This is a genomic window from Pseudideonella sakaiensis, assembly GCF_048320135.1.
In the GTDB taxonomy this organism is placed as follows: domain Bacteria; phylum Pseudomonadota; class Gammaproteobacteria; order Burkholderiales; family Burkholderiaceae_C; genus Ideonella_A; species Ideonella_A sakaiensis_A.
In genome coordinates this window covers 3,170,216-3,193,929 of record NZ_CP182947.1, presented here as the reverse complement: position 1 = coordinate 3,193,929, position 23,714 = coordinate 3,170,216, and the positions used below count along the sequence as shown (strand labels likewise).

The 23,714-nt window shown below is 66.8% G+C and carries 22 protein-coding genes; 14 read left to right on the top strand and 8 right to left on the bottom strand.

Going from position 1 to position 23,714, the window contains the following annotated elements; translation table 11 throughout:
• The first annotated feature begins 76 nt into the window (after nucleotides 1-76).
• The 6 genes from ACNH6H_RS14475 (at nucleotide 77) to ACNH6H_RS14450 (ending at nucleotide 6,337) form a co-directional block, all read left to right on the top strand.
• Nucleotides 77-2,152, top strand: coding sequence for an ATP-binding protein (locus tag ACNH6H_RS14475; RefSeq protein WP_418318615.1), 2,076 nt, complete (start codon nucleotides 77-79; stop codon nucleotides 2,150-2,152).
• A gap of 151 nt (nucleotides 2,153-2,303) precedes the next feature.
• The gene (locus ACNH6H_RS14470; protein ID WP_418318613.1) at nucleotides 2,304-2,738 is read left to right on the top strand and encodes a hypothetical protein; all 435 of its coding nucleotides are present in this window, start codon (nucleotides 2,304-2,306) and stop codon (nucleotides 2,736-2,738) included.
• A 122-nt stretch (nucleotides 2,739-2,860) separates the two neighbouring features.
• Nucleotides 2,861-3,679, top strand: coding sequence for an MlaE family ABC transporter permease (locus ACNH6H_RS14465; protein WP_418318611.1), 819 nt, complete (start codon nucleotides 2,861-2,863; stop codon nucleotides 3,677-3,679).
• Between the two features lie 3 nt (nucleotides 3,680-3,682).
• Nucleotides 3,683-4,687: an MlaD family protein gene (locus ACNH6H_RS14460; RefSeq protein ID WP_418318610.1), complete on the top strand. Its 1,005-nt coding sequence runs from the start codon at nucleotides 3,683-3,685 to the stop codon at nucleotides 4,685-4,687.
• Complete coding sequence (locus tag ACNH6H_RS14455) at nucleotides 4,684-5,367, top strand: hypothetical protein (protein WP_418318608.1); 684 nt, start codon at nucleotides 4,684-4,686, stop codon at nucleotides 5,365-5,367. Before ACNH6H_RS14460 ends, ACNH6H_RS14455 begins: the two co-directional genes overlap by 4 nt.
• Nucleotides 5,368-5,575: 208 nt before the next feature.
• Nucleotides 5,576-6,337 carry a DUF481 domain-containing protein gene (locus tag ACNH6H_RS14450; RefSeq protein ID WP_418318607.1) on the top strand — a complete coding sequence of 254 codons (762 nt, stop codon included), beginning with the start codon at nucleotides 5,576-5,578 and terminating at the stop codon, nucleotides 6,335-6,337.
• Nucleotides 6,338-6,377: 40 nt separating this feature from the next.
• Here the strand turns inward: ACNH6H_RS14450 and ACNH6H_RS14445 are convergent, their stop codons facing one another.
• Entirely contained in the window at nucleotides 6,378-7,277 is a 900-nt protein-coding gene (locus ACNH6H_RS14445) for a PPK2 family polyphosphate kinase (RefSeq protein ID WP_418318606.1), read from the bottom strand.
• Nucleotides 7,278-7,458: 181 nt separating this feature from the next.
• On the opposite strand from ACNH6H_RS14445, the gene ACNH6H_RS14440 reads away from it, so the two are divergent.
• Nucleotides 7,459-8,238: a type III pantothenate kinase gene (locus tag ACNH6H_RS14440; protein ID WP_418318605.1), complete on the top strand. Its 780-nt coding sequence runs from the start codon at nucleotides 7,459-7,461 to the stop codon at nucleotides 8,236-8,238.
• On the opposite strand, the gene hslU is transcribed toward ACNH6H_RS14440, so the two are convergent.
• The 5 genes from hslU to ACNH6H_RS14415 all read right to left on the bottom strand — a co-directional run bounded on the left by hslU (nucleotide 8,226) and on the right by ACNH6H_RS14415 (nucleotide 13,856).
• Nucleotides 8,226-9,572: an ATP-dependent protease ATPase subunit HslU gene (gene hslU / locus ACNH6H_RS14435; RefSeq protein WP_418318604.1), complete on the bottom strand. Its 1,347-nt coding sequence runs from the start codon at nucleotides 9,570-9,572 to the stop codon at nucleotides 8,226-8,228. The genes ACNH6H_RS14440 and hslU overlap by 13 nt on opposite strands.
• A 34-nt stretch (nucleotides 9,573-9,606) precedes the next feature.
• Complete coding sequence (gene hslV / locus ACNH6H_RS14430) at nucleotides 9,607-10,143, bottom strand: ATP-dependent protease subunit HslV (RefSeq protein WP_418318602.1); 537 nt, start codon at nucleotides 10,141-10,143, stop codon at nucleotides 9,607-9,609.
• A gap of 92 nt (nucleotides 10,144-10,235) precedes the next feature.
• Complete coding sequence (locus tag ACNH6H_RS14425; RefSeq protein ID WP_418318600.1) at nucleotides 10,236-11,909, bottom strand: hypothetical protein; 1,674 nt, start codon at nucleotides 11,907-11,909, stop codon at nucleotides 10,236-10,238.
• A 37-nt stretch (nucleotides 11,910-11,946) separates the two neighbouring features.
• Entirely contained in the window at nucleotides 11,947-12,642 is a 696-nt protein-coding gene (dksA, locus tag ACNH6H_RS14420; RefSeq protein WP_418318598.1) for an RNA polymerase-binding protein DksA, read from the bottom strand.
• Nucleotides 12,643-12,797: 155 nt separating this feature from the next.
• On the bottom strand, nucleotides 12,798-13,856 hold the full coding sequence (locus ACNH6H_RS14415; RefSeq protein WP_418318597.1) for a CobW family GTP-binding protein: 1,059 nt from the start codon (nucleotides 13,854-13,856) through the stop codon (nucleotides 12,798-12,800).
• 159 nt (nucleotides 13,857-14,015) lie between these two features.
• On the opposite strand from ACNH6H_RS14415, the gene ACNH6H_RS14410 reads away from it, so the two are divergent.
• The 7 genes from ACNH6H_RS14410 to ACNH6H_RS14380 all read left to right on the top strand — a co-directional run bounded on the left by ACNH6H_RS14410 (nucleotide 14,016) and on the right by ACNH6H_RS14380 (nucleotide 21,980).
• A complete protein-coding gene (locus tag ACNH6H_RS14410; protein WP_418318596.1) occupies nucleotides 14,016-14,915 on the top strand; it encodes an HlyC/CorC family transporter in 900 nt (299 codons plus the stop codon).
• Complete coding sequence (gene lnt / locus ACNH6H_RS14405; protein WP_418318595.1) at nucleotides 14,915-16,489, top strand: apolipoprotein N-acyltransferase; 1,575 nt, start codon at nucleotides 14,915-14,917, stop codon at nucleotides 16,487-16,489. Before ACNH6H_RS14410 ends, lnt begins: the two co-directional genes overlap by 1 nt.
• A gap of 92 nt (nucleotides 16,490-16,581) precedes the next feature.
• Nucleotides 16,582-17,511, top strand: a complete 930-nt coding sequence (glyQ, locus tag ACNH6H_RS14400) for a glycine--tRNA ligase subunit alpha (RefSeq protein ID WP_418318594.1) — start codon at nucleotides 16,582-16,584, stop codon at nucleotides 17,509-17,511.
• 6 nt (nucleotides 17,512-17,517) lie between these two features.
• Complete coding sequence (gene glyS / locus ACNH6H_RS14395; RefSeq protein WP_418318593.1) at nucleotides 17,518-19,617, top strand: glycine--tRNA ligase subunit beta; 2,100 nt, start codon at nucleotides 17,518-17,520, stop codon at nucleotides 19,615-19,617.
• A gap of 14 nt (nucleotides 19,618-19,631) precedes the next feature.
• Nucleotides 19,632-20,234, top strand: coding sequence for a D-glycero-beta-D-manno-heptose 1,7-bisphosphate 7-phosphatase (gene gmhB, locus ACNH6H_RS14390; RefSeq protein WP_418318592.1), 603 nt, complete (start codon nucleotides 19,632-19,634; stop codon nucleotides 20,232-20,234).
• Entirely contained in the window at nucleotides 20,234-21,019 is a 786-nt protein-coding gene (locus ACNH6H_RS14385) for a lysophospholipid acyltransferase family protein (protein WP_418318591.1), read from the top strand. The genes gmhB and ACNH6H_RS14385 overlap by 1 nt, the downstream gene beginning before the upstream one ends.
• Nucleotides 21,020-21,065: 46 nt before the next feature.
• Complete coding sequence (locus ACNH6H_RS14380) at nucleotides 21,066-21,980, top strand: M48 family metallopeptidase (RefSeq protein WP_418318590.1); 915 nt, start codon at nucleotides 21,066-21,068, stop codon at nucleotides 21,978-21,980.
• A 1-nt stretch (nucleotide 21,981) separates the two neighbouring features.
• Here ACNH6H_RS14380 and ACNH6H_RS14375 read toward each other — a convergent pair whose 3' ends face one another.
• Together ACNH6H_RS14375 and ACNH6H_RS14370 are read right to left on the bottom strand one after the other, a co-directional pair.
• Complete coding sequence (locus tag ACNH6H_RS14375) at nucleotides 21,982-23,052, bottom strand: MBL fold metallo-hydrolase (RefSeq protein WP_418318589.1); 1,071 nt, start codon at nucleotides 23,050-23,052, stop codon at nucleotides 21,982-21,984.
• Between the two features lie 131 nt (nucleotides 23,053-23,183).
• A complete protein-coding gene (locus ACNH6H_RS14370; protein WP_418318588.1) occupies nucleotides 23,184-23,639 on the bottom strand; it encodes an SH3 domain-containing protein in 456 nt (151 codons plus the stop codon).
• Nucleotides 23,640-23,714: the final 75 nt, after the last annotated feature.

Here is a 23,714-nt window from a genome sequence, read left to right as displayed (position 1 = left end):
GCCCGCTCCCCCCTCGCTCGCCCGTCTCTGATTCACCGGTCGTGGCTGAAGCCGCTGCGCGGCCGCTGCCCTGACGATGGCCGGCGAACCCATCGACCCTCCTGACGGCAGCCGCCGCGACGACCTCGATGCCCGCGTTGCGGCCGCCGGCATCGACGAGTTGCGCCGCGCCCATCGCCTGCTGCTCGGCGCCGAAGGCGGTTACTGGGAGCGCAACCTGGTCACCGGCGAAGTCTGGTTTTCCGACCATTTCAGGCAGATGCTGGGGCTGGCGCCGGCGACCGACGCGCGCGGGATCTTCGGCCTGATCCACCCGCAGGATCGTGGCGAGTTCGGCCGCATCTATCGGGCGGCGATCGAATCGATCGGCCCGCTGCATGCCGATGTGCGCTACAAGCGCGCCGATGGCGGCTGGCGCTGGGCGCGCATCCAGGGCAGGGTCTGGGCCGGCGCGGATGGCAGCGCCGAGCGGGTGATCGGCATGGTCATCGATGTCGATGCGGAAAAGCAGGCCGAACGCGGCTTGATCGAGCACCGCCAGCGCCTGCAGCAGATGGTCGAGGAGCGCACCGAGCGGCTCGAGGCGGCGCTCGCCGAAGCGCGCCGCCAGCGCGAACAGGCGGAACGCGCGAACGAGGCCAAGTCGACCTTTCTCGCGCACATGAGCCACGAGATCCGCACGCCGCTGAACGGCCTGCTCGGCCTGACCGAGCTGGCATTGCGCGAGGCCTCCGGCGAACAGCAGCGCCGCTACCTGAAACTTGCGCTGCAGTCGGGCTCCAGCCTGCTCGACATGCTGAACGGCGTGCTCGATTTCTCGCGCCTGAATGCCGGCGCAACGCCATCGCGCAGCGAGCCCTTCGACCTCGCCGAGGTGCTCGCCAATGCGATGCGCCTGCTGCTGCCGCAATCCAGGGAAAAGCGGCTCGGCATGATGTACGACTATGTCGGACCGGTGACCCGTGTCGTCGGCGATGCGCTTGCACTGCGGCAGATCGTCGGCAACCTGCTCAGCAATGCGATCAAGTACACCGACAGCGGCCATGTCGCATTGCAGGCCGAGGTTCACCCGACCGACCAGGAAAACTGCGTTGCGCGCATCGAGGTGCGCGATACCGGCCCCGGAATGACCGCCGAAGTCGCGGCGCGGATCTTCCAGCCCTTCGTGCAAGGCGATGAGAGCCTGGCCCGCCGGCACGGCGGCAGCGGCCTCGGCCTGTCGATTGCGCGTGGCCTGGCCCGGTCGATCGGCGGCGAGTTATCGGTATCGACGGTGCCCGGCAGCGGCACCTGTTTCAGCCTCGACCTGCCGATGCGCATGCAGGCCGGCATGCAGCCGCTCGACCAGTTGCCTGACCCCGGCCTCGCCTGGCTGGTTTATACGCTGCCGACGCCGGCCGAATGGCTTGCAAAACGCCTGCACCGGCTTGGCTGGCACTGCAGCATCGGCAACATGGGCGAGACCCTCGAGCGCGCCTGCCGGCCGCTGGCAGCCGCCGAGCGGCCGGACCTCGTCGTGCTGGCCGAAGCCGCACTCGACTCCGCAGACTCGCTGTATGCGGTGCGCGCCGCATTGCCGAAGGTACCGGTCGTGCTGCTGGTGCGGCCGGACTGGAACCAGCCGCAGATCGAGGCGGCGGCGCGCGTCAACGACATGCCGCTGGTGTTCATGCCGCTGACACCCGGTGCCTTGCTCGAACTGACGGTCAGGCATGGCCGCCGTCGCGCCGGCGGCGCCGACAGCGGCTTCGCCGACCTGCCGCAGCCGGTGGGCGCAGGCGCCGACATCCTGATCGCCGAGGACAATCCGGTCAATCAGCTGATCATCACCGAGATGCTCGGCGCGCTCGGCATGAGCCCGCGGCTGGCGGTCGACGGCGCGGAGGCGGTTGCCGCCTGCATCGAGCAGGCGCCCCGCCTGCTGCTGATGGACCTGCAGATGCCGGTCGTCGACGGGCTGGAGGCAGCCCGCCGCCTGTCCGGCATGCAACGCGCCGGCGAGCTGCCGCCTTTTCCGATCGTCGCGCTGACCGCCCACGCCACGCCGCAGGACCGTGCCAACTGCCTGGCGGCCGGGATGCAGGGTTATCTGACCAAGCCGATCACGCTGGCCCAGCTGCGCGACGAACTGGCGCGCTGGCTGCCGCCCTGACCAGCGCCCCCGGTCCGGCCAGGAGCGGATGCTTCCTACAACCGGCGCCGGCAGCGGACGACGCAGTCCTTTCCTGGCGACCGGCAGACCCCGCCGGCCGGCGGCGGCACGATGGCGTCATGGGCCAAGATGCCCCTCGGAAAGGTGCTCGATGACCAAATCAACAACTCACAAACCCCCCAGCCCGCCGGTGGCGCGGCAACAGCGTCGGGGCGGCACGCTGGCTGTCGGCGTTGCAGCGATCCTCGCGGCCGGCGTATTGACTGCCTGCAATCAGGACATCGCCGAGCCGATCCTGCTGGCGATCGTGCCGAGTGCGGCGGCGGCAGACAATGCGACGGTATGGCCGCGCATCGACCCGTTGCGCGAGCGCTCGAACGAGTCGCGGCCGAGTTATGGCGAAATCAGCTCGATCGAGCCGATCAAGGCGTCGTCTGACACCTCCAGCAAGGCGCGGCCGGTCGGCTACCGCATCCACATCCGGCTCGATGAAGGCGGAACCCGCAGCATCGAGCGCAGCGAATTGAACGGCCTCGATGTCGGCGCGCGGGTGCGCGTCGAAGGCGGCCAGTTGAAGCAGGTCTGATCTCGACGGCTGCGGCGCTTGCCGCAGCCCAGTCGCAACCGGTTCGGTGGTGCCGCCGCGGCCGCCGCGCCATACACTGCGGGAATCGCACTCCGCCCTTTCTTACCGCAGCCGCATCTCGGATGTCGACCTCGCCGCCCGCTCGCCGTCAGCCGGTTCCGAAACGATTCGACGTCGCCGGCCTGACGCTTGGCAGGTGGCTGCTGGGCTGGTGGTATGTGCTGCGGTTTGGCGCCCGGGTGCTGGTGCTCGCCGCCAGCCCGTCCACTTACCGCCGCTGCCAGCGCCGGCTGATCCTGCACAACGTCTACCTCGCAACCTGGCCGATGCTGCCCGGCTTTGCCTTGCTGACGGCCATTTTCGGGCTGGTCGTGATCCGCATCGTGCTGACGACCGCGCTGACCTACGGCCTGACGCAATATGCGCTGGACGTGCTGGTGCGTACGCTGGTGCTCGAGCTGATCCCGCTGTCGGCCGCGCTGTATGTCGCGGTTCGCTACAGCCTGGCCGAAGGCGAGATGATCCGGATGCTGCGGGCCGAAGGCCGCTTCAAGGAGATGCTGCGCGCCGGCCGCGATCCGACCCGCGACATCGTGTTGCCGAAGGTGATCGCCGGCCAGTTTGCGGTCGTCTCGCTGACGGTCGTCAGCGGCGTGGTCGTGCTGCTGCTGACCTATCTGTCGCTGTACGGCTTTGCGACCTGGGGGCTGGAGGGGTTCACGCGAGGCGTCGGCCAGGTGCTCGATCCGCTGACGATCCTGATCCTGCTGATGAAGACATTTTTCATGAGCCTGGCGGTCGCGCTGATCCCGATGGTCACGACCGCGCTCGATGTGGCCCAGGGCGGCAGCCGCGCCCATGCCGAACTGGTCAGGCTGGCACGGCTGCTGACGGTGATGCTGCTGATCGAGATTGCCGCGCTGGTCGGCAGCTACTATTGAGCGATGGCCACCGACCGCTTTGAAGACGATGCCCCGCCGGTGGCGAACCTCGACCTGAAGGCGAGGTTGATGTTCCTGCTGGTGTTGCTGCTGATTGGCGGGGTTGCCGCCTATGTGCTGTATGCCCGCGGTTTTTTCGAGCGCACGCAGACGCTGGTGCTGATTGCCGACAACGCGCAGGGCGTGGTGGTCGGCATGGACCTGACCTTCGCCGGTTTTCCGATCGGCCGGGTCGACAAGATCGAGTTGTCCGAGCAGGGCAATGCACGCATCGTCGTCGAGGTGCCGGTCGACGATGCACGCTGGCTGCGCACCTCGAGCGTATTCACGATGGAAAGCGGGCTGGTCGGTGCGCCGAAGCTGCGCGCCTACAGCGGCATCCTGACCGACCCGCCGCTCGAGGATGGCGCCGAACGCAAATTGCTTGCCGGCGATGCGATGGCCGAGGTACAGCGGCTGATGGCGAGCATTCGTGATCTGGTCGCCAACCTGACGGCATTGACGCGCGCCGACTCGGCGCTGGGCCAGACACTCGAGCAACTGCAGGCAACAACGGCCCGCTTGAACGGCCCGCAAGGCGCGCTCGGCGTGCTGTTCGGCGACGAAAAGGGCGCGCGGCAGATCGCAACCACCCTCGATAACGCGAACCGGCTGATGTTGCGCATCGACGGCCTGACGCAAAAGGCCGACCAGCTGACTGGTCGCCTCGATGCAATGGCCGCGAATGCCGACAGCCAGGTGTTCGGCCGCGACGGGCTGGTCAGCGATGCGCGTGCGACGGTCGCACAGCTCAATGCCCTGCTCGGCGATGCCCGCGCCAATCTGAAAAAGGTCGATGCCATCCTGGTCGATGCGCAGGCGGTTGCCGGCCAGACGCGCGAGGCCACCGCCGACCTCGGCAAGCTGCGCGGCGAGGTCGAGGCCAGTCTGCGCAAGGTCGAGCGGCTGGTCGACGAGGTCAATCGCAAATGGCCGTTCAAGCGCGAGACCAAGATCGAGCTGCCATGAGACGACGCGCCACGACACGTTGCCAGATGCTGCTGGCGAGCACACTGGTCGCGCTGCTCGCCGGCTGTGCCAGCGGCCCGCCCGCGCCCGACTGGCAGGCCAGTGCCAGCGGCAGCCTGGATCGCGCGACCTCGGCCTACCTGGAAGGCGACAGCCGAGTCGCCGCGCAGGAGTTCGCGCGTGCCCGCTCCGAACTGGCGCGCACCGGCGATCCGGCGCTGGTCGCTCGCGGCGAACTGACGGCCTGTGCGGTTCAGGTGGCGAGCCTCGAATTCAACGAATGCCCGGCATTTGCACCGCTTGCGGTCGACGCCGGCGCCGATCTGCAGGCCTATGCGCGTTATCTGTCGGCAAGCAACTCGCCGGCCGATGCCGGGCTGTTGCCGGCGCATCACCAGCCGATTGCCGCTGGCAACGCCAGCCCGGCGGCGGTCGGCGCGATCGCGGATCCGCTGTCGCGGCTGGTGGCCGCCGGCGTCATGCTGCGCCGCGGCGCTGCAGACCCGGCGATTGCAAAGATTGCGGTCGACACCGCATCGGCACAAGGTTGGCGGCGACCGCTGCTGGCCTGGCTGATGCTGCAGCACAAGGCCGCCGAGGCGGCGCAGGACGGGACTGGCGCGGCGCGGCTGCAACGCCGCATCGATCTGCTGCTCGCACCGGGATCGGCCTCGCGCTGAGCCGTCGCCGGCCGGACGCGGCACCGCTGCCGCCGGTCGGCGCAGCGCCCATTCGGGTACGGCAAGCGATTTCCGACCGATCTGACGGATGTGCGGAACCTCGCCGCCGTTCGGCGGTCCCTCGGTGGTCGCAAATCCGACCCCGCCGGGCGGACCGCAGCGTGCGCCTGGCGAATCCCAACCAATTCAACACAAGGAGAACGAGCAGATGAACAAGACCAATGCCGCAAGACGGGTGCTGCGCCCGGCGCTGATCACGATCGCTGCGTTGTCGACCGCTGCGGCCGTGCAGGCGCAGGACAAACTCGACGGCCAATGGCATGGCGGCGTCAGCATCGGCGGATCGGCCGCCTCCGGCAATACCAAGTCGACCGCGCTGACGGTCAATGCCGATGCGACGCGGGCCACCGATATCGACAAGGTGACGCTGCGCGGCCTGGCGAACTACGGCAGCAGCGAGACCCGCAACGGCGTCAAGACAACCACCGCCCGCCTGTTCCGCCTCGACGGCCGCTACGACTACAACCTGACCCAGCGGGTTTTCGTGTTCGGCGGCGGCGAGGTCGAGACCAACGAGCCGGGCGGCATCGATTCGCGCTACAACATCAATGGCGGCGCCGGCTACCGCATCATCCGCAACGACACGACGAGCTTCGATGTCTTCGGCGGTATTGGCTATACCAGCACCGATTTCGTCACCGGCCGCACACGCAGCGGCGCCGAACTGTTGATCGGCGAGGAGTCGTCGCACAGGATCAGCGAGTCGACCAGCTTCAGGCAACGGCTGGTCTACTATCCCGGCACCTCGGAAATCGGCAACCGGGCCAATTTCGATGCCGGCCTGTCGACCTCGATCGCCGGCGCATGGACACTCAATACCGGCGTTGCCGTGCGTTATGCCAGCAAGGTCGATCCGGGGCTGAAAAATACCGACACGCTGCTGACCGTCGGCTTCGGCTACAAATACTGACGCTAGCGTTTGCAGCCCGGCACGCGCCGGGCTGTTTTGTCTACTCGACCTTGATGTGCTCGAGCGCCGGGTCGCCGGGCGGGAAACGCAGGCCGAGCGCGCTCAGCCGCTGCCGGATCACGCTCGCGACCATCAGGTTGCGGTGCGTCTTCGAATCCGCGGGGACGATGGTCCACGGTGCCCACGAGGTGCCGGTCGCGGCGATCGCATCGCTGTAGGCGTGCTGGTAGGCATCCCATTTCTTGCGTGCATTCAGGTCGCCGAGCTCGAATTTCCAGTGCTTGGCCGGATTGTCGAGGCGCGCCTGCAGCCGATCGCGCTGCTCCTCCTTCGAGATGTGCAGCAGGAACTTGCAGATCACGGTGCCGGTTTCAGTCAGCATCCGCTCGAAATCCCTGATGTGGGCATAACGCTGGCGGGTCTGCTCGACGGTGACCCAGCCTTCGACGCGCGGCACCAGCACGTCCTCGTAATGGCTGCGGTTGAATACCATCACCTCGCCGTCGCCCGGCACACGCTGGTGGATGCGCCATAAATAGTCGTGGGCGCGCTCGCGGTCGCTTGGCGCCTTCCAGCCGATCGTCTGCACACCGAGCGGGCTGGTCTGCGAAAACACGCCGCGCACCGTGCCGTCCTTGCCGCTGGTATCGGTACCCTGCAGCACGATCAGCAGCTTGAAGCGGCGATCGGCGTAGAACTTGTTCTGCAGCGCATCGATGTCGAGCGCCAGCGCGGCAACAACGTCCTTGTCATGCGACTTGTCGCCACAGCTGAACGGCCGCTGGTCCGGATCGAAGCGGCCCAGATCGAACGGCTTCGCGGCGCCTGACGGATTGTCAGCGCCGTCGAATTGCCAGTCGGCCAGCCGCGCCAGTGCGGCCTGCAGCGTCGCATCGTCGGCTGCATCGAGAGCCGTTTCGGAATCCTTGTCCTTGCCCATTCGGCGCTGCCTCCTGCGTGGCTGACGGTGCGCTGCGGCGGCGCTGCCGTGGCCGCCGAACGCGCTTGTTCGGCGCAGTCTAGCGCCTGGCCATTCAACGGCTGGCGGCAATCGGGTTAATCTTCGCCTGCGCGGATCCCGCTTTTTCCATTCCAACGCGCCGCTCTGGTGCCCGCTCCGGATGACCTTTCTCGCCGTCGATGTTGGCAATACCCGCCTGAAATGGGCCCAGTACGCCGGCGCTGCGCCTGGCGCGACGCTGCTCGCGCACGGCGCGGTATTCCTCGAAACCATCGACGATCTGGCCGACACCGTGTGGAAGGATCTGCCGACGCCGCACACGATGCTCGGCTGCATCGTCGCCGGCGAAGGCATCAAGCGCCGCGTCGAGGAGCAGCTCGAGTTGTGGGACCTGCCGCCGCGCTGGGTCGTGCCGTCGCGACAGGCCGGCGGCATCACCAACGGCTACGACCATCCGAACCGGCTCGGCCCGGACCGTTTTGTCGCGCTGATCGGCGCCCGCCATCGGGTGATCTCGCGCGGGCAGCCGCGGCCGGCGCTGGTCGTGATGGTTGGCACCGCGGTCACCGTCGATGCACTCGATACCGAAGGCAATTTTCTCGGCGGCATGATCCTGCCCGGCTTCGGCGTGATGCAGCGCGCGCTCGAGATGAGCACCGCCGGCCTGAAGGTGCCGACCGGCGAGATCACCGATTTCCCGACCAATACCAGCGACGCGCTGATGAGCGGCGGCTCGAATGCAATGGCCGGCGCGATCGAGCGCATGCACCGCAAGCTGTGCGAATTCAGTGGCCAGGAGCCGGTGCTGCTGATGAGCGGTGGCGCGGCGTCGAAACTGGCCGCGATCACCGATCTGCATTTCGCGACGATCGACAGCCTGATCTTCGACGGCCTGCTGGTGCTGCAGGCGCAGAAGGCCGCCGAGGCCTACAGGATATAACGCGACAGGTCCTCGTTTTTCGCCAGCTCGCCGAGTTTGGCGTCGACCGCCGCGGCATCGATTCGCACCGTCTGGCCGGAGCGGTTCGGCGCGTCGAAGCTGACCTCGTCGAGTAGCCGCTCCATCACCGTCGACAGCCGGCGCGCGCCGATATTCTCGGTGCGCTCGTTGACGTCGTAGGCGATCTGCGACAGCCGCCGAATGCCGTCGGCCGTCAGGTCGAGCGTCAGCCCTTCGGTGGCGAGCAGCGCCTGGTACTGACGCACCAGGTTGGCATGTGTCGTCGTCAGGATCGCCTCGAAATCGTCGACGCTCAACGAACCGAGCTCGACGCGAATCGGAAACCGGCCCTGCAGCTCCGGAATCAGGTCGCTCGGCTTCGCCAGATGAAAGGCGCCAGACGCGATGAACAGGATGTGGTCGGTATTGACGATGCCGTACTTGGTGCTGACCGTCGTGCCCTCGACCAGCGGCAACAGGTCGCGCTGCACACCCTGGCGCGAGACTTCGGCCGCGCTGCCGCCGGTATCGGAGCGCGCCGTCACCTTGTCGATCTCGTCGATGAAGACGATGCCGTTCTGCTCGGCATTGAACAGTGCGCTGGTCTTGATCTCGTCCTCGTTGACGAGTTTCGCCGCCTCTTCCTCGACCAGCAGCTTCAGTGCATCGGCGATCTTCAGCTTGCGCGTCTTGCGTTTCTGGCCGCCGATATTCGCGAACAGCCCCTTCAGCTGCTCGGCCATCTCCTCCATGCCGGCCGGGCCCATGATCTCGAGGCTGGGTTTGGCATCGGCGACATCGATCTCGATTTCCTTGTCGTCGAGCTTGCCTTCGCGCAGGCGCTTGCGCATCACCTGGCGGGCGGTGTTCTCCGGTGTCGCGGCATCGAGTTGCGACGGATCACTGACCGCGCCGCGCGGCGGCGCCACCAGCGCATCGAGGATGCGGTCTTCGGCGGCATCCTCGGCCTTGCTGCGCTGCTTGCGCATCGCCGCCTCGCGCTGCTGCTTGACCGACATGTCGACCAGGTCGCGGATGATCGAATCGACGTCCTTGCCGACATATCCGACTTCGGTGAACTTGGTCGCCTCGACCTTGATGAACGGCGCATCGGCGAGTTTGGCCAGCCGGCGTGCGATCTCGGTCTTGCCGACGCCGGTCGGGCCGATCATCAGGATATTTTTCGGCGTGATCTCGCTGCGCAGCGCCGGGTCGACCTGCTGGCGGCGCCAGCGGTTGCGCATCGCGATCGCAACCGCGCGCTTCGCATCCTGCTGGCCGACGATGTGGCGGTCGAGTTCGGAGACGATTTCCTGCGGCGTCATCGAACTCATCGAGACACTCCCGCGCTGAATGCTGGCAACGACTTCACTCCAATACCTCGACGACGTGATTCTGGTTGGTATAGATGCACAGATCGCCGGCAATCGACAGCGACTGCTTGACGATCTCCTGCGGGTTCATTTCGGTGTGCTGCAGCAGCGCGCGCGCCGCCGCCTGCGCATAGGCGCCGCCGGAGCCGATTGCGATCAGCCCGTGTTCGGGCTCGAGCACATCGCCATTGCCGGTGATGATCAGCGAGGCCTGGTGATCGGCCACCGCGAGCATCGCCTCGAGGCGCCGCAACACGCGGTCGGTGCGCCAGTCCTTCGTCAGCTCGATCGCCGCGCGCACCAGGTGGCCCTGGTGCTTTTCGAGCTTGGCCTCGAAACGCTCGAACAGCGTGAAGGCATCGGCGGTTGCGCCGGCAAAACCGGCCAGCACCTTGTCGTGGTGCAGCTTGCGCACCTTGCGGGCGCTGGCCTTGACGATGATGTTGCCGAGCGTGACCTGGCCGTCGCCACCGAGCGCAACCGCCGAGCCGCGGCGCGCGCTGACGATCGTTGTTCCATGAAACTGTTCCATCGCGGACATATGGGGTTGCCGGAACGCGATTCAAGCACGTTTGCCGGCCTGCTGCGCCCGACGCGGGCATCGCCGCCGAGCGGGGCGGCGCCTCAGACCGCGCGCACCTGCACCGCCGCATGGGCGTCGATGCCGACCGCACCGAAAAACCGTGCCACCAGGCGGTTGGTATCGGTAAAACGGACGGCGCGGCCGCTGCGGTCCTGCGCCAGCACCCAGTTCAGCAGTTCGCCGGAGGCCATGAAATCGACGCGCAGCAGCTTCAGGCAGGACAACTCGATCAGCTTCGAGCTGCCAACCTGCTGATCGAGCTTTTCCAGCGATGCGCCGACATCGCCGACCATCTGGCCGGACAACTCGAGCTGCACCATCTGCACCGGGCCCGGCTGATCGACCAGCTCAGATTCAACGAAGGTCGTGCTCGCCGGGCCGAGGATCGTTGTCTGCGCGATCTGCGTGCGCGCGCCGATCGGCCCGCTGATGCGCACCCGGCAACTGGTGTTCTCCCATGAAGGAGGCGAGATTTCGTAGGTGATGCAGAAATCGATCGCGGCCTCGTCGAATTTTTCCGGCCGGTTGATCATCCGCAGCACGAGCAGCCGCAATGCCCACCACCGCTGGTCGACCTCCGGCATCGCGACCGGCGTCGCCGCGGCGATCTGCGACAGCAGGATCTCGCCGCCGATCCAGCGCATCTCGATGTCGCGCGCTGCCCATGAACCGAACAATTCGAGCAGTTCGGGAACGGCATCGTCGGCGATGCGTTGCAGCGCCGTCCAGTCGAGTACCCACGGCAGCGGCGCGCTCTGCAGCCGCTGGCTGAGTCCACGAACGGCGGCGGCATCGAGCTCCTCCGGGCCGGTCCAGCTTGCCTCGGCAGATTTTGGCGGCGCCGGCGGCTTGGCAGCGGCGGCCGATTCGGCGATCATTTTCGGAACCGAAAACCAGTGCGGTGCCGACTGGCCGAAACGCTGCGCGAACTCGCCCGCCAGCGTCTCGAATTTCGCCTGCTGGCCGGTCGCCCGGTAGAGATCGAATACGACCATCCAGGTCTCGCGGTGGTCCTGGCGAGAGCCGCGGCTGCCGATCAATGCCATCAGCAGCGCTTCGGCGCTGGCATTGTCGCCATTCGCGTACAGGATCACCGCCTCGTCGAGTTCCGGATCGTGGCCGACCTCGGTGACCTCGATTGCCGAGCGTGAGATCGGCGCGCGGCCACCGTGCAGAAAGCCGGAATCCGGCGCGTTCGTGCGCGGAAACTCGAGCGCGGCAAGGCTTTGTCCGCCATCGGCTGCCTGGGCACGCTCCGACAGCAGCGGGTCGGCGACGGTATCGGCGAGGCTGCGCTCCAGCGCCTGCCGGTCGGCGGCCCGGCGGGCGGCAAATGCGGCCGCTTCCGACATTGGCTGCTCGGCCATCTGCTGCTCGATCTCGTCGATCTTCGCCTTCATGCCGGGTTCGGCAATGTGGACGTCGGCGTCGTCGGCACTCTGCGTATCGTCGATGCCGGCCGAACTGCCGAGCGCGGCAAGCTGTTCGGCGCTCAGGCCTTCGCGGCGCAGCTTGCGCAGCAGATCGAGTTCGCGCTTGCGGACAAAATCATTGCGCCGCTTGCGCTCGATCATCGCCTTCAGTTCGCCCTTGTCGAATTCGCTTTCACGAACCGCCGCGTCGGCCGGGCGGCTGTTTTGCGCCTCGGCCCGCGGATTGACGACGAAGTTGACGACCTTGCGGAAAAACCCCCGGGTATCTTTGCCGTCGGTCATGAAAGCCGATGGTTCAGGGCCGATGTCCGGGCGGCATTCAGTCGCCGAACATCTTCTGCTTCAACTCACGACGCTGCTGGGCTTCCAGCGAAAGCGTCGCGGTCGGCCGCGCGATCAGCCGGCCAAGGCCGATCGGCTCGCCGGTTTCATCGCAGAAGCCATAGTCGCCGGCCTCGATGCGGGCCAGCGACTGCTGGATCTTCTTCAGCAGCTTGCGCTCGCGGTCGCGGGTGCGCAGTTCGAGCGCGTGTTCTTCCTCGATGGTCGCGCGATCGGCCGGGTCCGGAACGATCGACGTGTCCTCGCGCAGGTGCTCGGTGGTCTCGTCGGCATTCGACAGCAGGTCGTCCTTCAGCGCCTGCAGGCGGGCGCGGAAGAAGTCGAGCTGCTTGTCGTTCATGTATTCGGAATCGGGCATCGCCAGCAGTTCGGCTTCGCTCAATTCGCGTCCAGCCTTGGATTTCCAGGCATTGACGAGTTTCGGATCGGCTTTGTGCGGGCTTTTCGTGATATCGGCCGTCATCTGATTCATCTGGCGGGTCGGAGGGCGTGGCGGGGCAAAACGGTCGGCGAAACGCGAGGTCGGCGGCGGGATCGGCGCTGCCGCGGGCGCCGGCGGCGGCGCCGCCCGACCCTTGCCGGCGCGCGGCTTGACCGCAGGCGCTTCGGATGAGGCTTTTGCCTCGGTAACCGGCTTCGGTTCGGGCGCTGGTTTCGCCATGGTCTTGTTCACGTTTGCTCCTCTTTACCGCGGTACTTCCAGGTGCACGGCGTCGTAGCAATCCGCGAATGCGGCCGACGGGCAGGTTCGAAGCGCCGCGGATTGTAGCCAGCTTGCGCCGGCCTTGATCTGCGCCATATCAAATGTGGTATTCATCGCACAGGCCGTCAGACTTGACATTGCTCCAGCCCTTGCAGGAACACGTCTCGCGGCAGGTCGATGCCGATAAAGACCATCTTGCTGGTCTTCTTTTCGCCCGGCGCCCATTTCGGCCCGAGGTCGCTGCCCATCAGCTGGTGCACGCCCTGGAAGATCACCTTGCGGTCGCTGCCCTTCAGGTTCAGCACCCCCTTGTAACGCAGCATCTTCGGGCCGTAGACCTGGACGATCGCGCCGAGAAAATCCTCCAGCTTCGCCGGGTTCAGCGCCCGGTCCGAGCGGAAGACGAAGGATTTGACGTCGTCGTCATGCACGTGGCGGTGCGGGTGGTCGCAGGCCTCGCCCGGCGCATGATCGTGGTGATCGTGGCCATGGCCGTGGTCGTGGTCGTGATCGTGGTCGTGGTCGTCGGCCTTCAGGAAGTCGGGGTCGATGTCGAGCTTCGCGTTCAGGTTGAAGCCGCGCAGGTCGAATACCTCGGACAGCGGCACCTCGCCGAAATGGACCTTCTGCACCGGCGCCCGCGGATTCATGTGCTTGACGCGGTGGATCAGCGATTCGACCGCTTCGCCGTCGACCAGATCGGTCTTGCTGAGAAAGATCTGGTCGGCAAAACCGATCTGCCGGCGCGCCTCCTGGCGGTCGTCGAGCTGCTGGTCGCCGTGTTTGGCGTCGACCAGCGTCAGGATCGAGTCGAGCAGGTAACTCTCGGCGATCTCGTCGTCCATGAAGAAGGTCTGCGCGACCGGGCCGGGATCGGCCAGGCCGGTGGTTTCGATCACGACGCGCTCGAAATCGAGTTCGCCGCGGCGCTTCTTCTCGGCCAGGTCGGACAGCGTCGTCCGCAGATCCTCGCGGATCGAGCAGCAGACGCAGCCGTTGTTCAGCTGGATGATCTGCTCGCCGCTGTCGCGGACCAGGATGTCGTTGTCGATGTTCTCGTCGCCGAACTCGTTTTCGATGACGGCGATCTTCTGGCCATGGGCCTCGGTGAGGACGCGCTTCAGCAGCGTCGTCTTGCCACTGCCGAGAAAGCCGGTCAGGATGGTGGCGGGAATGAGTGCCATGTGCTTCCTTGTGATGGGTCAAATCGGGCCTGGAGGGAACCCGGTGCCGCATCAAAAGCAGGCCCCGGAATCGGCCAACCCGACAAACTAGCATATCTGTCAAGCCCAGGACAGACCCGCATCGGTTAACCTTGGCGCTGTCCAACTTTCGCCACGGCGATGCCAGACCCTCACCCTAGTCGATCGAATTCCGGCCGGACCCCCTCGAAGGCGGCCGCCAGCGGCGACAGCCGCAACCTGTTCCAGCGTCTGATCGAGTTCATGTCGCCCGGGCCCGATTCCCGCGACGAGTTGATGGAAACGCTGGCCGACGCCGAAAATCGCGAACTGATCGCGCCGGAGTCGCGGATGATGCTCGAAGGCGTGTTGCGGATGGCCGACATGACGGCCGGCGACGTGATGGTCGCGACGCCGCACATGGACATGCTCGAGATCAACGCCGATTACGACTCGCTGCTGTACACGGTGATCGATACCGCCCACTCGCGGTTTCCCGTCTACGAAGGCGAACGCGACAACATCATCGGCATCCTGATGGCGAAAGACCTGCTGAAGCTGCAGCGCTCGCCGGAGCTGAACCTGCGGACGATGCTGCGACCGGCGGTTTTTGTTCCGGAATCGAAGGGCCTGAACGAGTTGCTGCGCGATTTCCGCGCCAATCGCAGCCACCTGGCGATCGTCATCGACGAATTCGGCAGCACGGCCGGATTGATCACGATCGAGGACGTATTGGAGGAGATCGTCGGCGAAATCGAAGACGAATTCGACGACAAGGACGGCGATTCCGACATTTACACCTTGGCTGACGGCAGCCAGCGAGTCGCCGGCGATGCCGACATTTCCGCAGTAAATGAGGCTTTTGCGGTCGATTTGCCGACAGAAGACTTCGAAACGATCGGCGGCCTGGTCGCCCACGAGTTCGGTCGGGTGCCGCGCCGCGGCGAGACCGTCAAGCTCGGCGGGCTGCAGTTCAATGTGATGCTGACGCGCGGCGGCGCGGTGCGCTGGTTCCGCGTCACGCGGATGGCGGAAGCCGGAATCGGCAGCGACGGCGCCTGATGGACTCAGCGCCCCGGCAGGCACCGGCGCTGCGCCGGTGGCAGGAGCTTGCTCTGGCCGCCGCAATCGGCGCCGGCCATACCTGGGCCTACGTCGAGACCCAGGCGTGGTGGTTGCAGATGCTTGCGGTCGCACTGCTGGCCTGGCGGCTGGTTGCCGCGACGCCACGCCGCGCCGCGGCTATCGGCCTCGTTTTCGGCACCGCCTGGCTGTGCGCCGGTACTTGGTGGCTCTTCATCAGCATGCACCGCTACGGCGGCCTGCCGGCGTGGATGGCGGCGCTGGCGGTGCTGGCGCTGAGCAGTTTCCTGTCGCTTTACATGGCGGCCGCGCTGGCCGCGTTTGCGCGCTGGCGAAGCGGCCGTGCCGGGCCGGATGCGCTGCTGCTGGCTGCGGTGTGGCTGCTCGCCGAACTGGCGCGCGGCGTGATCTTCACCGGTTTTCCGTGGGTCGCCTCCGGTTATGCGCACGTCGATGGCCCGCTGGCGCGACTGGCACCGCTGATCGGCGTCTATGGCATCGGCGCGGTCGCCACCGGCGTCAGCGCCTGGGTCGTGCTGGCTCTGAGCGGGCGCGGGCCTCGGCGCCACTGGGCTCCGGCGGCGACCGCCGCGCTGCTGCTCGCGCTCGGCCTGCTGCCGACGATCGACTTCAGCCGCGCCAGCGGCCAACTCGACGTCGTGTTGCTGCAGGGCAATATTCCGCAGGATGAAAAATTCGACCCGGTTCGCCAGGGTGCGGCGATCGAATGGCACGTCCGCGAGATGCTGGCAGCGCGCGGGCCGGACACCGACCTGGTGATCGGCCCGGAAACGGCGCTGGTGATCCGCCCCGACGACATGCCGCCGGGCTTCTGGGATTCGCTGCGCCGCGCGTTTGCCGACGGTCGCACCCATGCGCTGATCGGCATTCCGCTCGGCAACGACCGCGACGGCCACACCAATTCGGCGGTCGGGTTGGTGCCGGGGCAGTCCGACGATGGCGCCGACTACCGCTACGACAAATTCCACCTGGTGCCGTTCGGCGAATTCATCCCGCCCGGCTTCCGCTGGTTTACCGAAATGATGCACATCCCGCTCGGCGACTTCAACCGCGGGCCGCTGGTTGCCCCGTCGCTGCAGGTCGCCGGCGAGCGGGTTGCGCCGAACATCTGCTACGAGGACTTGTTCGGCGAGGAGCTGGCAGCGCGTTTTCGCTCGGCCGAGACGGCGCCGACGATCCTCGCGAACATCAGCAACATCGCCTGGTTCGGCGACACGATCGCGATCGACCAGCACCTGCAGATCTCACGGATGCGTTCGCTCGAACTGCAGCGCCCGATGCTGCGCGCGACCAATACCGGCGCCACCGTCGCGATCGACCACCGCGGCCGCGTGGTCCGGGCCGCGCAGCCGCATCGCAGGGTTGTGCTGCGCGCGCGCGTCGAAGGCCGCGACGGGCTGACGCCGTTTGCATTCTGGGCCGGCCGCCTTGGCCTGTGGCCGCTCGGCCTCGCGGCCAGCGCCATCGTGCTGCTCGCGTTGCGGCGCTCGCGCAGCGGCCGGCGGGCGCTGGCTGCGCCGGTGTCGCCCTAGAATTGCCCGTTCGCCCGCCGCCGCTCGATCGGCGACCACCCGCGTTGTTTGTGTGGCGCCTGCCGTCGCCCCGCTCCTGAAACCATCTGCCGATGCTGACGTTCCAGCAAATCATCCTGCGCCTGCAAGACTACTGGGCCGGGCAAGGCTGCGCCTTGCTGCAACCCTATGACATGGAAGTCGGCGCAGGCACCAGCCATACCGCCACCTTCTTGCGTGCAATCGGCCCGGAGCCGTGGAAAGCCGCCTATGTGCAGCCGAGCCGGCGGCCGAAGGATGGCCGCTATGGCGAGAATCCGAACCGGCTGCAGCACTATTACCAGTACCAGGTGGTGCTGAAGCCGGCGCCGGCCGACATCCTCGACCTTTATCTCGGCTCGCTGCAGGCACTCGGTTTCGACCTGCAGAGCAACGACATCCGCTTCGTCGAGGACGACTGGGAAAATCCGACGCTCGGCTGCTGGGGCCTTGGCTGGGAGGTCTGGCTGAACGGCATGGAAGTGACCCAGTTCACCTATTTCCAGCAGGTCGGCGGCATCGACTGCAAACCGATCACCGGCGAGATCACCTACGGCCTGGAACGCCTCGCGATGTATCTGCAGGGTGTCGACAACGTCTACAAGCTGCAGTGGACCGACGGCATCAGCTATGGCGATGTCTACAAGCAGAACGAGGTCGAGCAGTCGACCTACAACTTCGAGCACAGCGACGTCGATTTTTTGCTGACCGCCTTCGCCGCGCACGAAAAGCAATCGAGCCACCTGATGGCGCAGCAACTCGCGCTGCCGGCCTACGAGCAACTGCTGAAGGCGGGCCACAGCTTCAACCTGCTCGATGCCCGCGGCGCGATCAGCGTCACCGAACGCGCCGCCTACATCGGCCGCATCCGCAACCTGGCCCGCGCAGTCGCGCAGAGTTATCTCGACAGCCGCGCGCGTCTCGGCTTTCCGATGGCGCCAAAAGCCTGGGCCGACGAGGTATCGGCCCGCCTCGCCGAAGCGGCACAGAAAAAGGCGGCGTGACGAGCGATGGACATGAAGAATCTGCTGGTTGAACTGTTCGTCGAGGAACTGCCGCCGAAAGCCTTGAAGATGCTCGGCGAGGCCTTTGCGAAGCTGCTGCGCGACGGCCTGCAAGCCCAGGGGCTGGTCTCGGCGCACAGCGTCGTCACGTCATTTGCGTCGCCACGCCGCCTCGCGGTCCACCTGAGCGCGGTGCCCGAGCGGGCCGCCGACCGCGCCGTCGCGCAGAAACTGATGCCGGTCAGCGTCGGCCTCGACGCCGACGGAAAACCGACGCAGGCGCTGCTGAAGCGGCTGGCCGCGCTCGGCGCCGACGAATCGGCGCTGCCGAAGCTGCGCCGCCAACTCGACGGCAAGGCCGAAACGCTTTATCTCGACAGCCTGGTCAGCGGCGCAACGCTCGCCGAAGGCCTGCAGAAGGCGCTCGACGACGCGATCGCCAAATTGCCGGTGCCCAAGCTGATGCAATACCAGCTCGGCGACGGCTGGACCAGCGTGCATTTCGTACGCCCGGTCCATGCGCTGGTCGCGCTGCACGGCGCGGAGATCGTGCCGGTGGCCGCCCTCGGCCTGCAGGCCGGGCGCGAGACCCACGGCCACCGCTTCGAGGCGAAGGTCGATCCGGTCGTGCTGCAGCATGCCGACCACTATGCCGAGCAACTGGCCGAACAGGGCGCGGTGATCGCCGGCTTTGCGGCCCGCCGCGACGAGATCGCCAAGCAGCTGCGCGCGATTGCCGGGCCGCTCGGGCTGACGCCGATCGACGATCCGGCGCTGCTCGACGAGGTGACCGCGCTGGTCGAGCGGCCGAATGTGCTGCTGTGCGAATTCGAGCCCGAATACCTCGCGGTGCCGCAGGAATGCCTGATCCTGACGATGAAGGCAAACCAGAAATATTTTCCGCTGCTCGACGCACAGGGGCGGCTGACGAACCGTTTCCTGGTCGTCAGCAACATCTCGCCGGCCGACGCCGGCCGGGTCATCGAAGGCAATGAACGGGTCGTCAGGCCGCGGCTTGCCGACGCCCGCTTCTTCTTCGACCAGGATCGCAAGAAGACGCTGGCCGAACGCGTGCCCGGGCTCGACAAGGTCGTCTACCACGGCAAGCTCGGCAGCCAGGGTGAACGCGTCCAGCGGGTGCGGGCGATCGCGCGCGAGATCGGCGAGCACCTCGGCGGCGCGGCATTGACGCGCCAGGCCGACGATGCGGCGCTGCTCGCAAAGGCCGATCTACTGACCGACATGGTCGGCGAATTTCCGGAGCTGCAGGGCATCATGGGCGGCTACTACGCACGCCACGACGGCCTGACCGACGACATCGCGTTTGCGATCGAGGACCACTACAAGCCGCGATTTGCCGGCGATGAGCTGCCGCGCAACGCGGTCGGCTTGGCGGTTGCGCTGGCCGACAAGATCGAGACGCTGGTCGGCCTGTTCGGCATCGGCCAGCTGCCGACCGGCGACAAGGACCCGTTTGCCTTGCGCCGCCATGCGCTCGGCGTGATCCGCATGCTGGTCGAGAAGGACCTGCCGCTCGACATCGACGAGCTGATCCGGATCGGCGAGCGCACACTGCCCGACAAGCTGGCCGTTCGCGAGCCGCTGCTGGCATTTTTCTACGACCGCTTCGCCGGATCGCTGCGCGAGCAGGGCTACAGCGCGCAGGAAATCGATGCCGTGCTGGCGCTGCGCCCGACCCGGCTCGCCGAAGTGCCGAAGCGGCTCGCCGCGGTGCGCGCCTTTGCCGCGCTGCCGGAGGCACCGGCGCTGGCTGCGGCCAACAAGCGGGTCGGCAATATCCTGAAAAAGGCCGCGCTGGCAAAAACCCCTGCGCTCGACCGTGCGCGGCTGGTCGAGCCAGCGGAAATCGAACTCGCCGATGCGCTGGCCGCGGTCGAGCCGAAAGCGGTCGCTGCCTTCGAGGCCGGCGACCACACGGCCTCGCTGCAGGCGCTGGCCGCATTGAAGGAGCCGGTCGACGCCTTTTTCGACAAGGTGATGGTCAACGCCGATGACCCTGCATTGCGCGCGAACCGCCTCGGCCTGCTGGTCGCGCTGCACCAGGCGATGAACCGCAGCGCCGATCTGTCCAAGCTGGCCGCCTGAGAATTCACAACGTGATGAAACTGATCATCTTCGACCGCGACGGCACCCTCAACGAGGACCGCGACGACTATGTCACCACCGTCGACGAGTGGACGCCGATCCCCGGCGCACTGGAAGCGGTCGCAGCGTTGACGCAGGCCGGCTGGCGCGCGGTCGTCGCGACCAACCAGTCGGGCCTCGGCCGTGGCCTGTTCGACATGGCGACGCTGAACTCGATGCACCTGAAGATGAATCAGAAGCTTGCCGAATGCGGCGGGCGCATCGATGCGGTCTTTTTCTGCCCGCATGTGCCCGGTGACGAATGCGATTGCCGCAAGCCGATGCCGGGCCTGTTCAAGCTGATCGGCGAACGTTATGCGGTCGACCTGAAACAGGTGCCTGCGGTCGGTGACAGCCTGCGTGATCTGCAGGCGGCGCAGTCCGCCGGTTGCGAGCCGCACCTGGTGCTGACCGGCAAATCGGGCAATCTGGACGATGCACAGCTGGCCGCGATCCTCGCACAGGTGCCGCAGACGAAGGTGCACAAGGACCTGACGGCCTTTGCCGATTTTCTGATCCGCCGCGAACAGCAGGTGCGCAGCCAGGCCGAGACGCGCGCGCCGGCCGGCGGCGAATGATGGCCGGTCTGCTGCCGCGCCTGCGCTCCGCGCTGTTCGTGGTCTACCTGGCCGTCACGGTGATCCCGTGGGCGATCCTGTCGCTGCTCGCGTCGATCTTCATCCGTGGCACCCGGCTGTATTGGCTGACGACCTTCTGGCTGCGCATCGCGATCAGCGGCGCGCGCTGGATCTGCGGCGTCAAGCACCGCATCATCGGGATGGACAACCTGAACAAGGCCGACATATCCGGGCCGATCATCCTGCTGCCGAAACACCAGTCGACTTGGGAGACCTTCGCCTTCCCGACGCTGATGCCGCACCCGCTGTGTTACGTGTTCAAGCGCGAGCTGCTGTGGATCCCGTTTTTCGGCTGGGCAATGGCCAGGCTCGACATGGTGCACATCGACCGCAGCCGGCGCAGCGAGGCCTGGAACAAGGTTGCCGAACAGGGCCGCCGCTACATGAGCCAGGGCAACTGGGTGATCATGTTCCCGGAGGGCACGCGCATTCCGCGCGGCCAGCAGGGCGTCTACAAAAGCGGCGGCGCGCGGCTGGCAATCGCGACCGGCGCATCGGTGCTGCCGATCGCGGTCAGTTCGGCGAAATGCTGGCCGCGCCGCTCGTTCGTGCTGCGCCCCGGAACAATCGATGTGTCGATCGGGCCGATGATTTCATCGGCCGGCCGGCAACCCGACGAACTGATGCGTGAGGTCGAACGCTGGGTCGAGACCGAGATGCGCCGCATCGATCCCGAGGCCTATGCCGAAGGTGTGCCGACGCCGGTCGCACAAACCAGGCACTGAGACGCCTGCGCCGGCAGTCCGCACGCCCGCCGTACACTCGCCGCTCATGCACCGCCGCCCCGCCGCCGCCCGACCAGCACCCGCGGCCCAGCTGTCGCTGTTTGACGCCGCACCTGCAGCGGCTGCGCCGGCAACAGGTGACGCCGCAGACGGTGAGCGGCCCCGGCAGCGGACGCGCGACGGCGCCCGATCGACACCACTGCTCGCACCGACCGAATTCCGCCATCCGCAAGCCGACCGCGAGTTGTGGCTCGACGACCACCTGATTGCCTATGCACTGCGCCGGGCCAGGCGGCGCAGCATCGGCTTCATCGTCGGCACCGACGGCCTCAGCGTCAATGCACCGCGCTGGGTCGGCATTGCCGACATCGAGTCGGCGCTGCGCGAGAAAGCTGGCTGGATCCTGCGCAAGCTGGTCGAGCAACGCGAACGCGCAAACCTGTTGCAGGCGGCCCGCGTCGACTGGTGCGACGGCAGCGAACTGCCGTTTCTCGGTGCCAGCATCGTCATCGTGCTCGACCCGCTGGTCCGCGGCGCGGTGCTCGATGCGGCAGCCACCGACGGCCAAACCCGCGAACTGCGGCTCGGCCTGCCACGCGACGCGAGCGCGGCGCAGATCCGCGACACCGTGCAGAGCTGGCTGCAGCGCCAGGCACGCGAGCTGTTCGAGGCGCGCTGCCGCCACTATGCGGCGCAGCTCGGCGTCTCGTACCGCCGCATCGGCCTGTCGTCGGCACAGACGCGCTGGGGCAGCGCGAGCTCGAACGGCACGATCCGGCTGAACTGGCGGCTGGTCCATTTCGGCCTGGCAACCGTCGACTATGTCGTCGCCCATGAACTGGCGCACCTGCGCGAAATGAACCACAGCCCGCGCTTCTGGGACATCGTCCGCTCGGTGCTGCCCGACTATGAGTCGGCCCGGCACACGCTAAAGCGCGAGGTGCTGCCGGTCTTCGACTGAATCAGCGCGGCGCCGAGAACCGGTGGACGCCGTCGACCAGACGGCGCTCGAGCCGACCGGCGAGCCAGAGCAGATTCAGGTGGGCAATCGCCTCGCCCATCGCAAACGTTGTCTGGTGCAGGTCGAGCTTGCGGTGGAACAGCAGCGTCAGCATCGAGGCGGCAGTCTGCGGCGCTTCGGCGCAGGCATCAACAACGGCGTCGAGTCGCTCGGCATGATGTGCCTGCAGCTGGTCGATCCGCGTGTGCAGGCCGCGAAACGGCCGGCCATGCGACGGCAGCACCAGCGTTTCGCCCGGCACGGCGCGCAGCCGCTCCAGCGAATCGAGGTACAGGCGCAGCGAATCGGCCTCCGGCTCGAGGTCGATCACACTGACATTGGTCGAGATGCGCGGCAGCACCATGTCGCCGGAAATCATCACGCCGAGCTGCTCGTTGTGCAGCGACATGTGCTCCGGTGCATGGCCGTAGCCGGCGATGCAGCGCCAGCTCTGGCCGCCGATCGACAGCTCGGCGCCGTCGAGCAGACGCCGGTAGCGGCGCGGCACCGCCGGCACCATCGATGCGTAGTGGTTGCTGCGCACGCGAATCTTCTCGATCGCCGCCGGATCGCTCAGGCCATGGCTGGCCATGAAATTGGCCGCGGCATCTCCGCCGGCGCCGGTATCGACCGAGGTGATCAGCCTCGCGGTATTGAAGTCGGTCGCGCTGATCCACAACCGGCACTCGTGGTCGGGAGTCGACCAGCGGCGGGTCAGCCAGTCGGCCAGCCCGATGTGGTCCGGATGCATGTGGGTGACGATCACCCGCAGTACCGGCAGCCCGTTGAGTTGACTCGCGAAGACCTGCTGCCAGGCGGCGCGGGTCGCATCGTCGGCAATGCCGCAATCGACCAGCGTCCAGCCGTCGCGGCCGTCGAGCCGGTCTCGCAGCAGCCACAGGTTGATGTGATCGAGCGCAAACGGCAGACCCATCCGGACCCAGCGGATGCCGGGCAGCACCTCGAGCGTCGAGCCGATCCGGGGCAGCGCATCAGCCAGCGGATAGTCCAGCTGGCGTTCAAGTTCGTTCATGTTGGGGCCGGGCAAGGCGATCGTCGGACAGGCGGCGCGCCGCCCGCGCCGCGGGCGACAATCGCTGCCGAGTGTAGGCGGCCCGGCTGGCCGCGGCTGTCACCGATGCGTCGCCGCCCGGCAGCCGCCGCTCAGAAGCCCCACAGCAGGCCTTTCGCGATCCAGCCCTTCTGGCCGTTCGAGCGCTGGATGTGCACCCATTTGCCGCGTTTGCCGAGCGTGCGCAGGGTTTCGCCATATTCGGCCTTGCCGACAATCGAATGCCTGGTGCCCGGGCCCTTGCGAACATTGGCGGTATTCGACTTGACGACGTGATGCGGCGAGCGGCCGGTCAACGAGCGCGCGACCCAGCCGCTGTCGTTCTCGAAATCGCGCACCTTCAGCCAGCGGCCGCTGCGCTTGATGACGCGCAGCGGATAACCGCGTTTCAGTTCCCACAGCACCTCGGAGCGCAGGTTCGGCTGGGCGCGCATGTTGACGGTGCTGCCCTTGATGCTCACCATCGACTGCGCCATCGCACTGGACAACGTGGCCAGACACAGGCCGAGAACGATCAACAGGTTGCGCAGCGGGGCGATGAGGGACATTCGCGAGGATTCCTTTCCAGAAAACGGGGGATCAAAACCCCGATGCTAGAACATCGCTCCGCGCAGGTCAGTCCC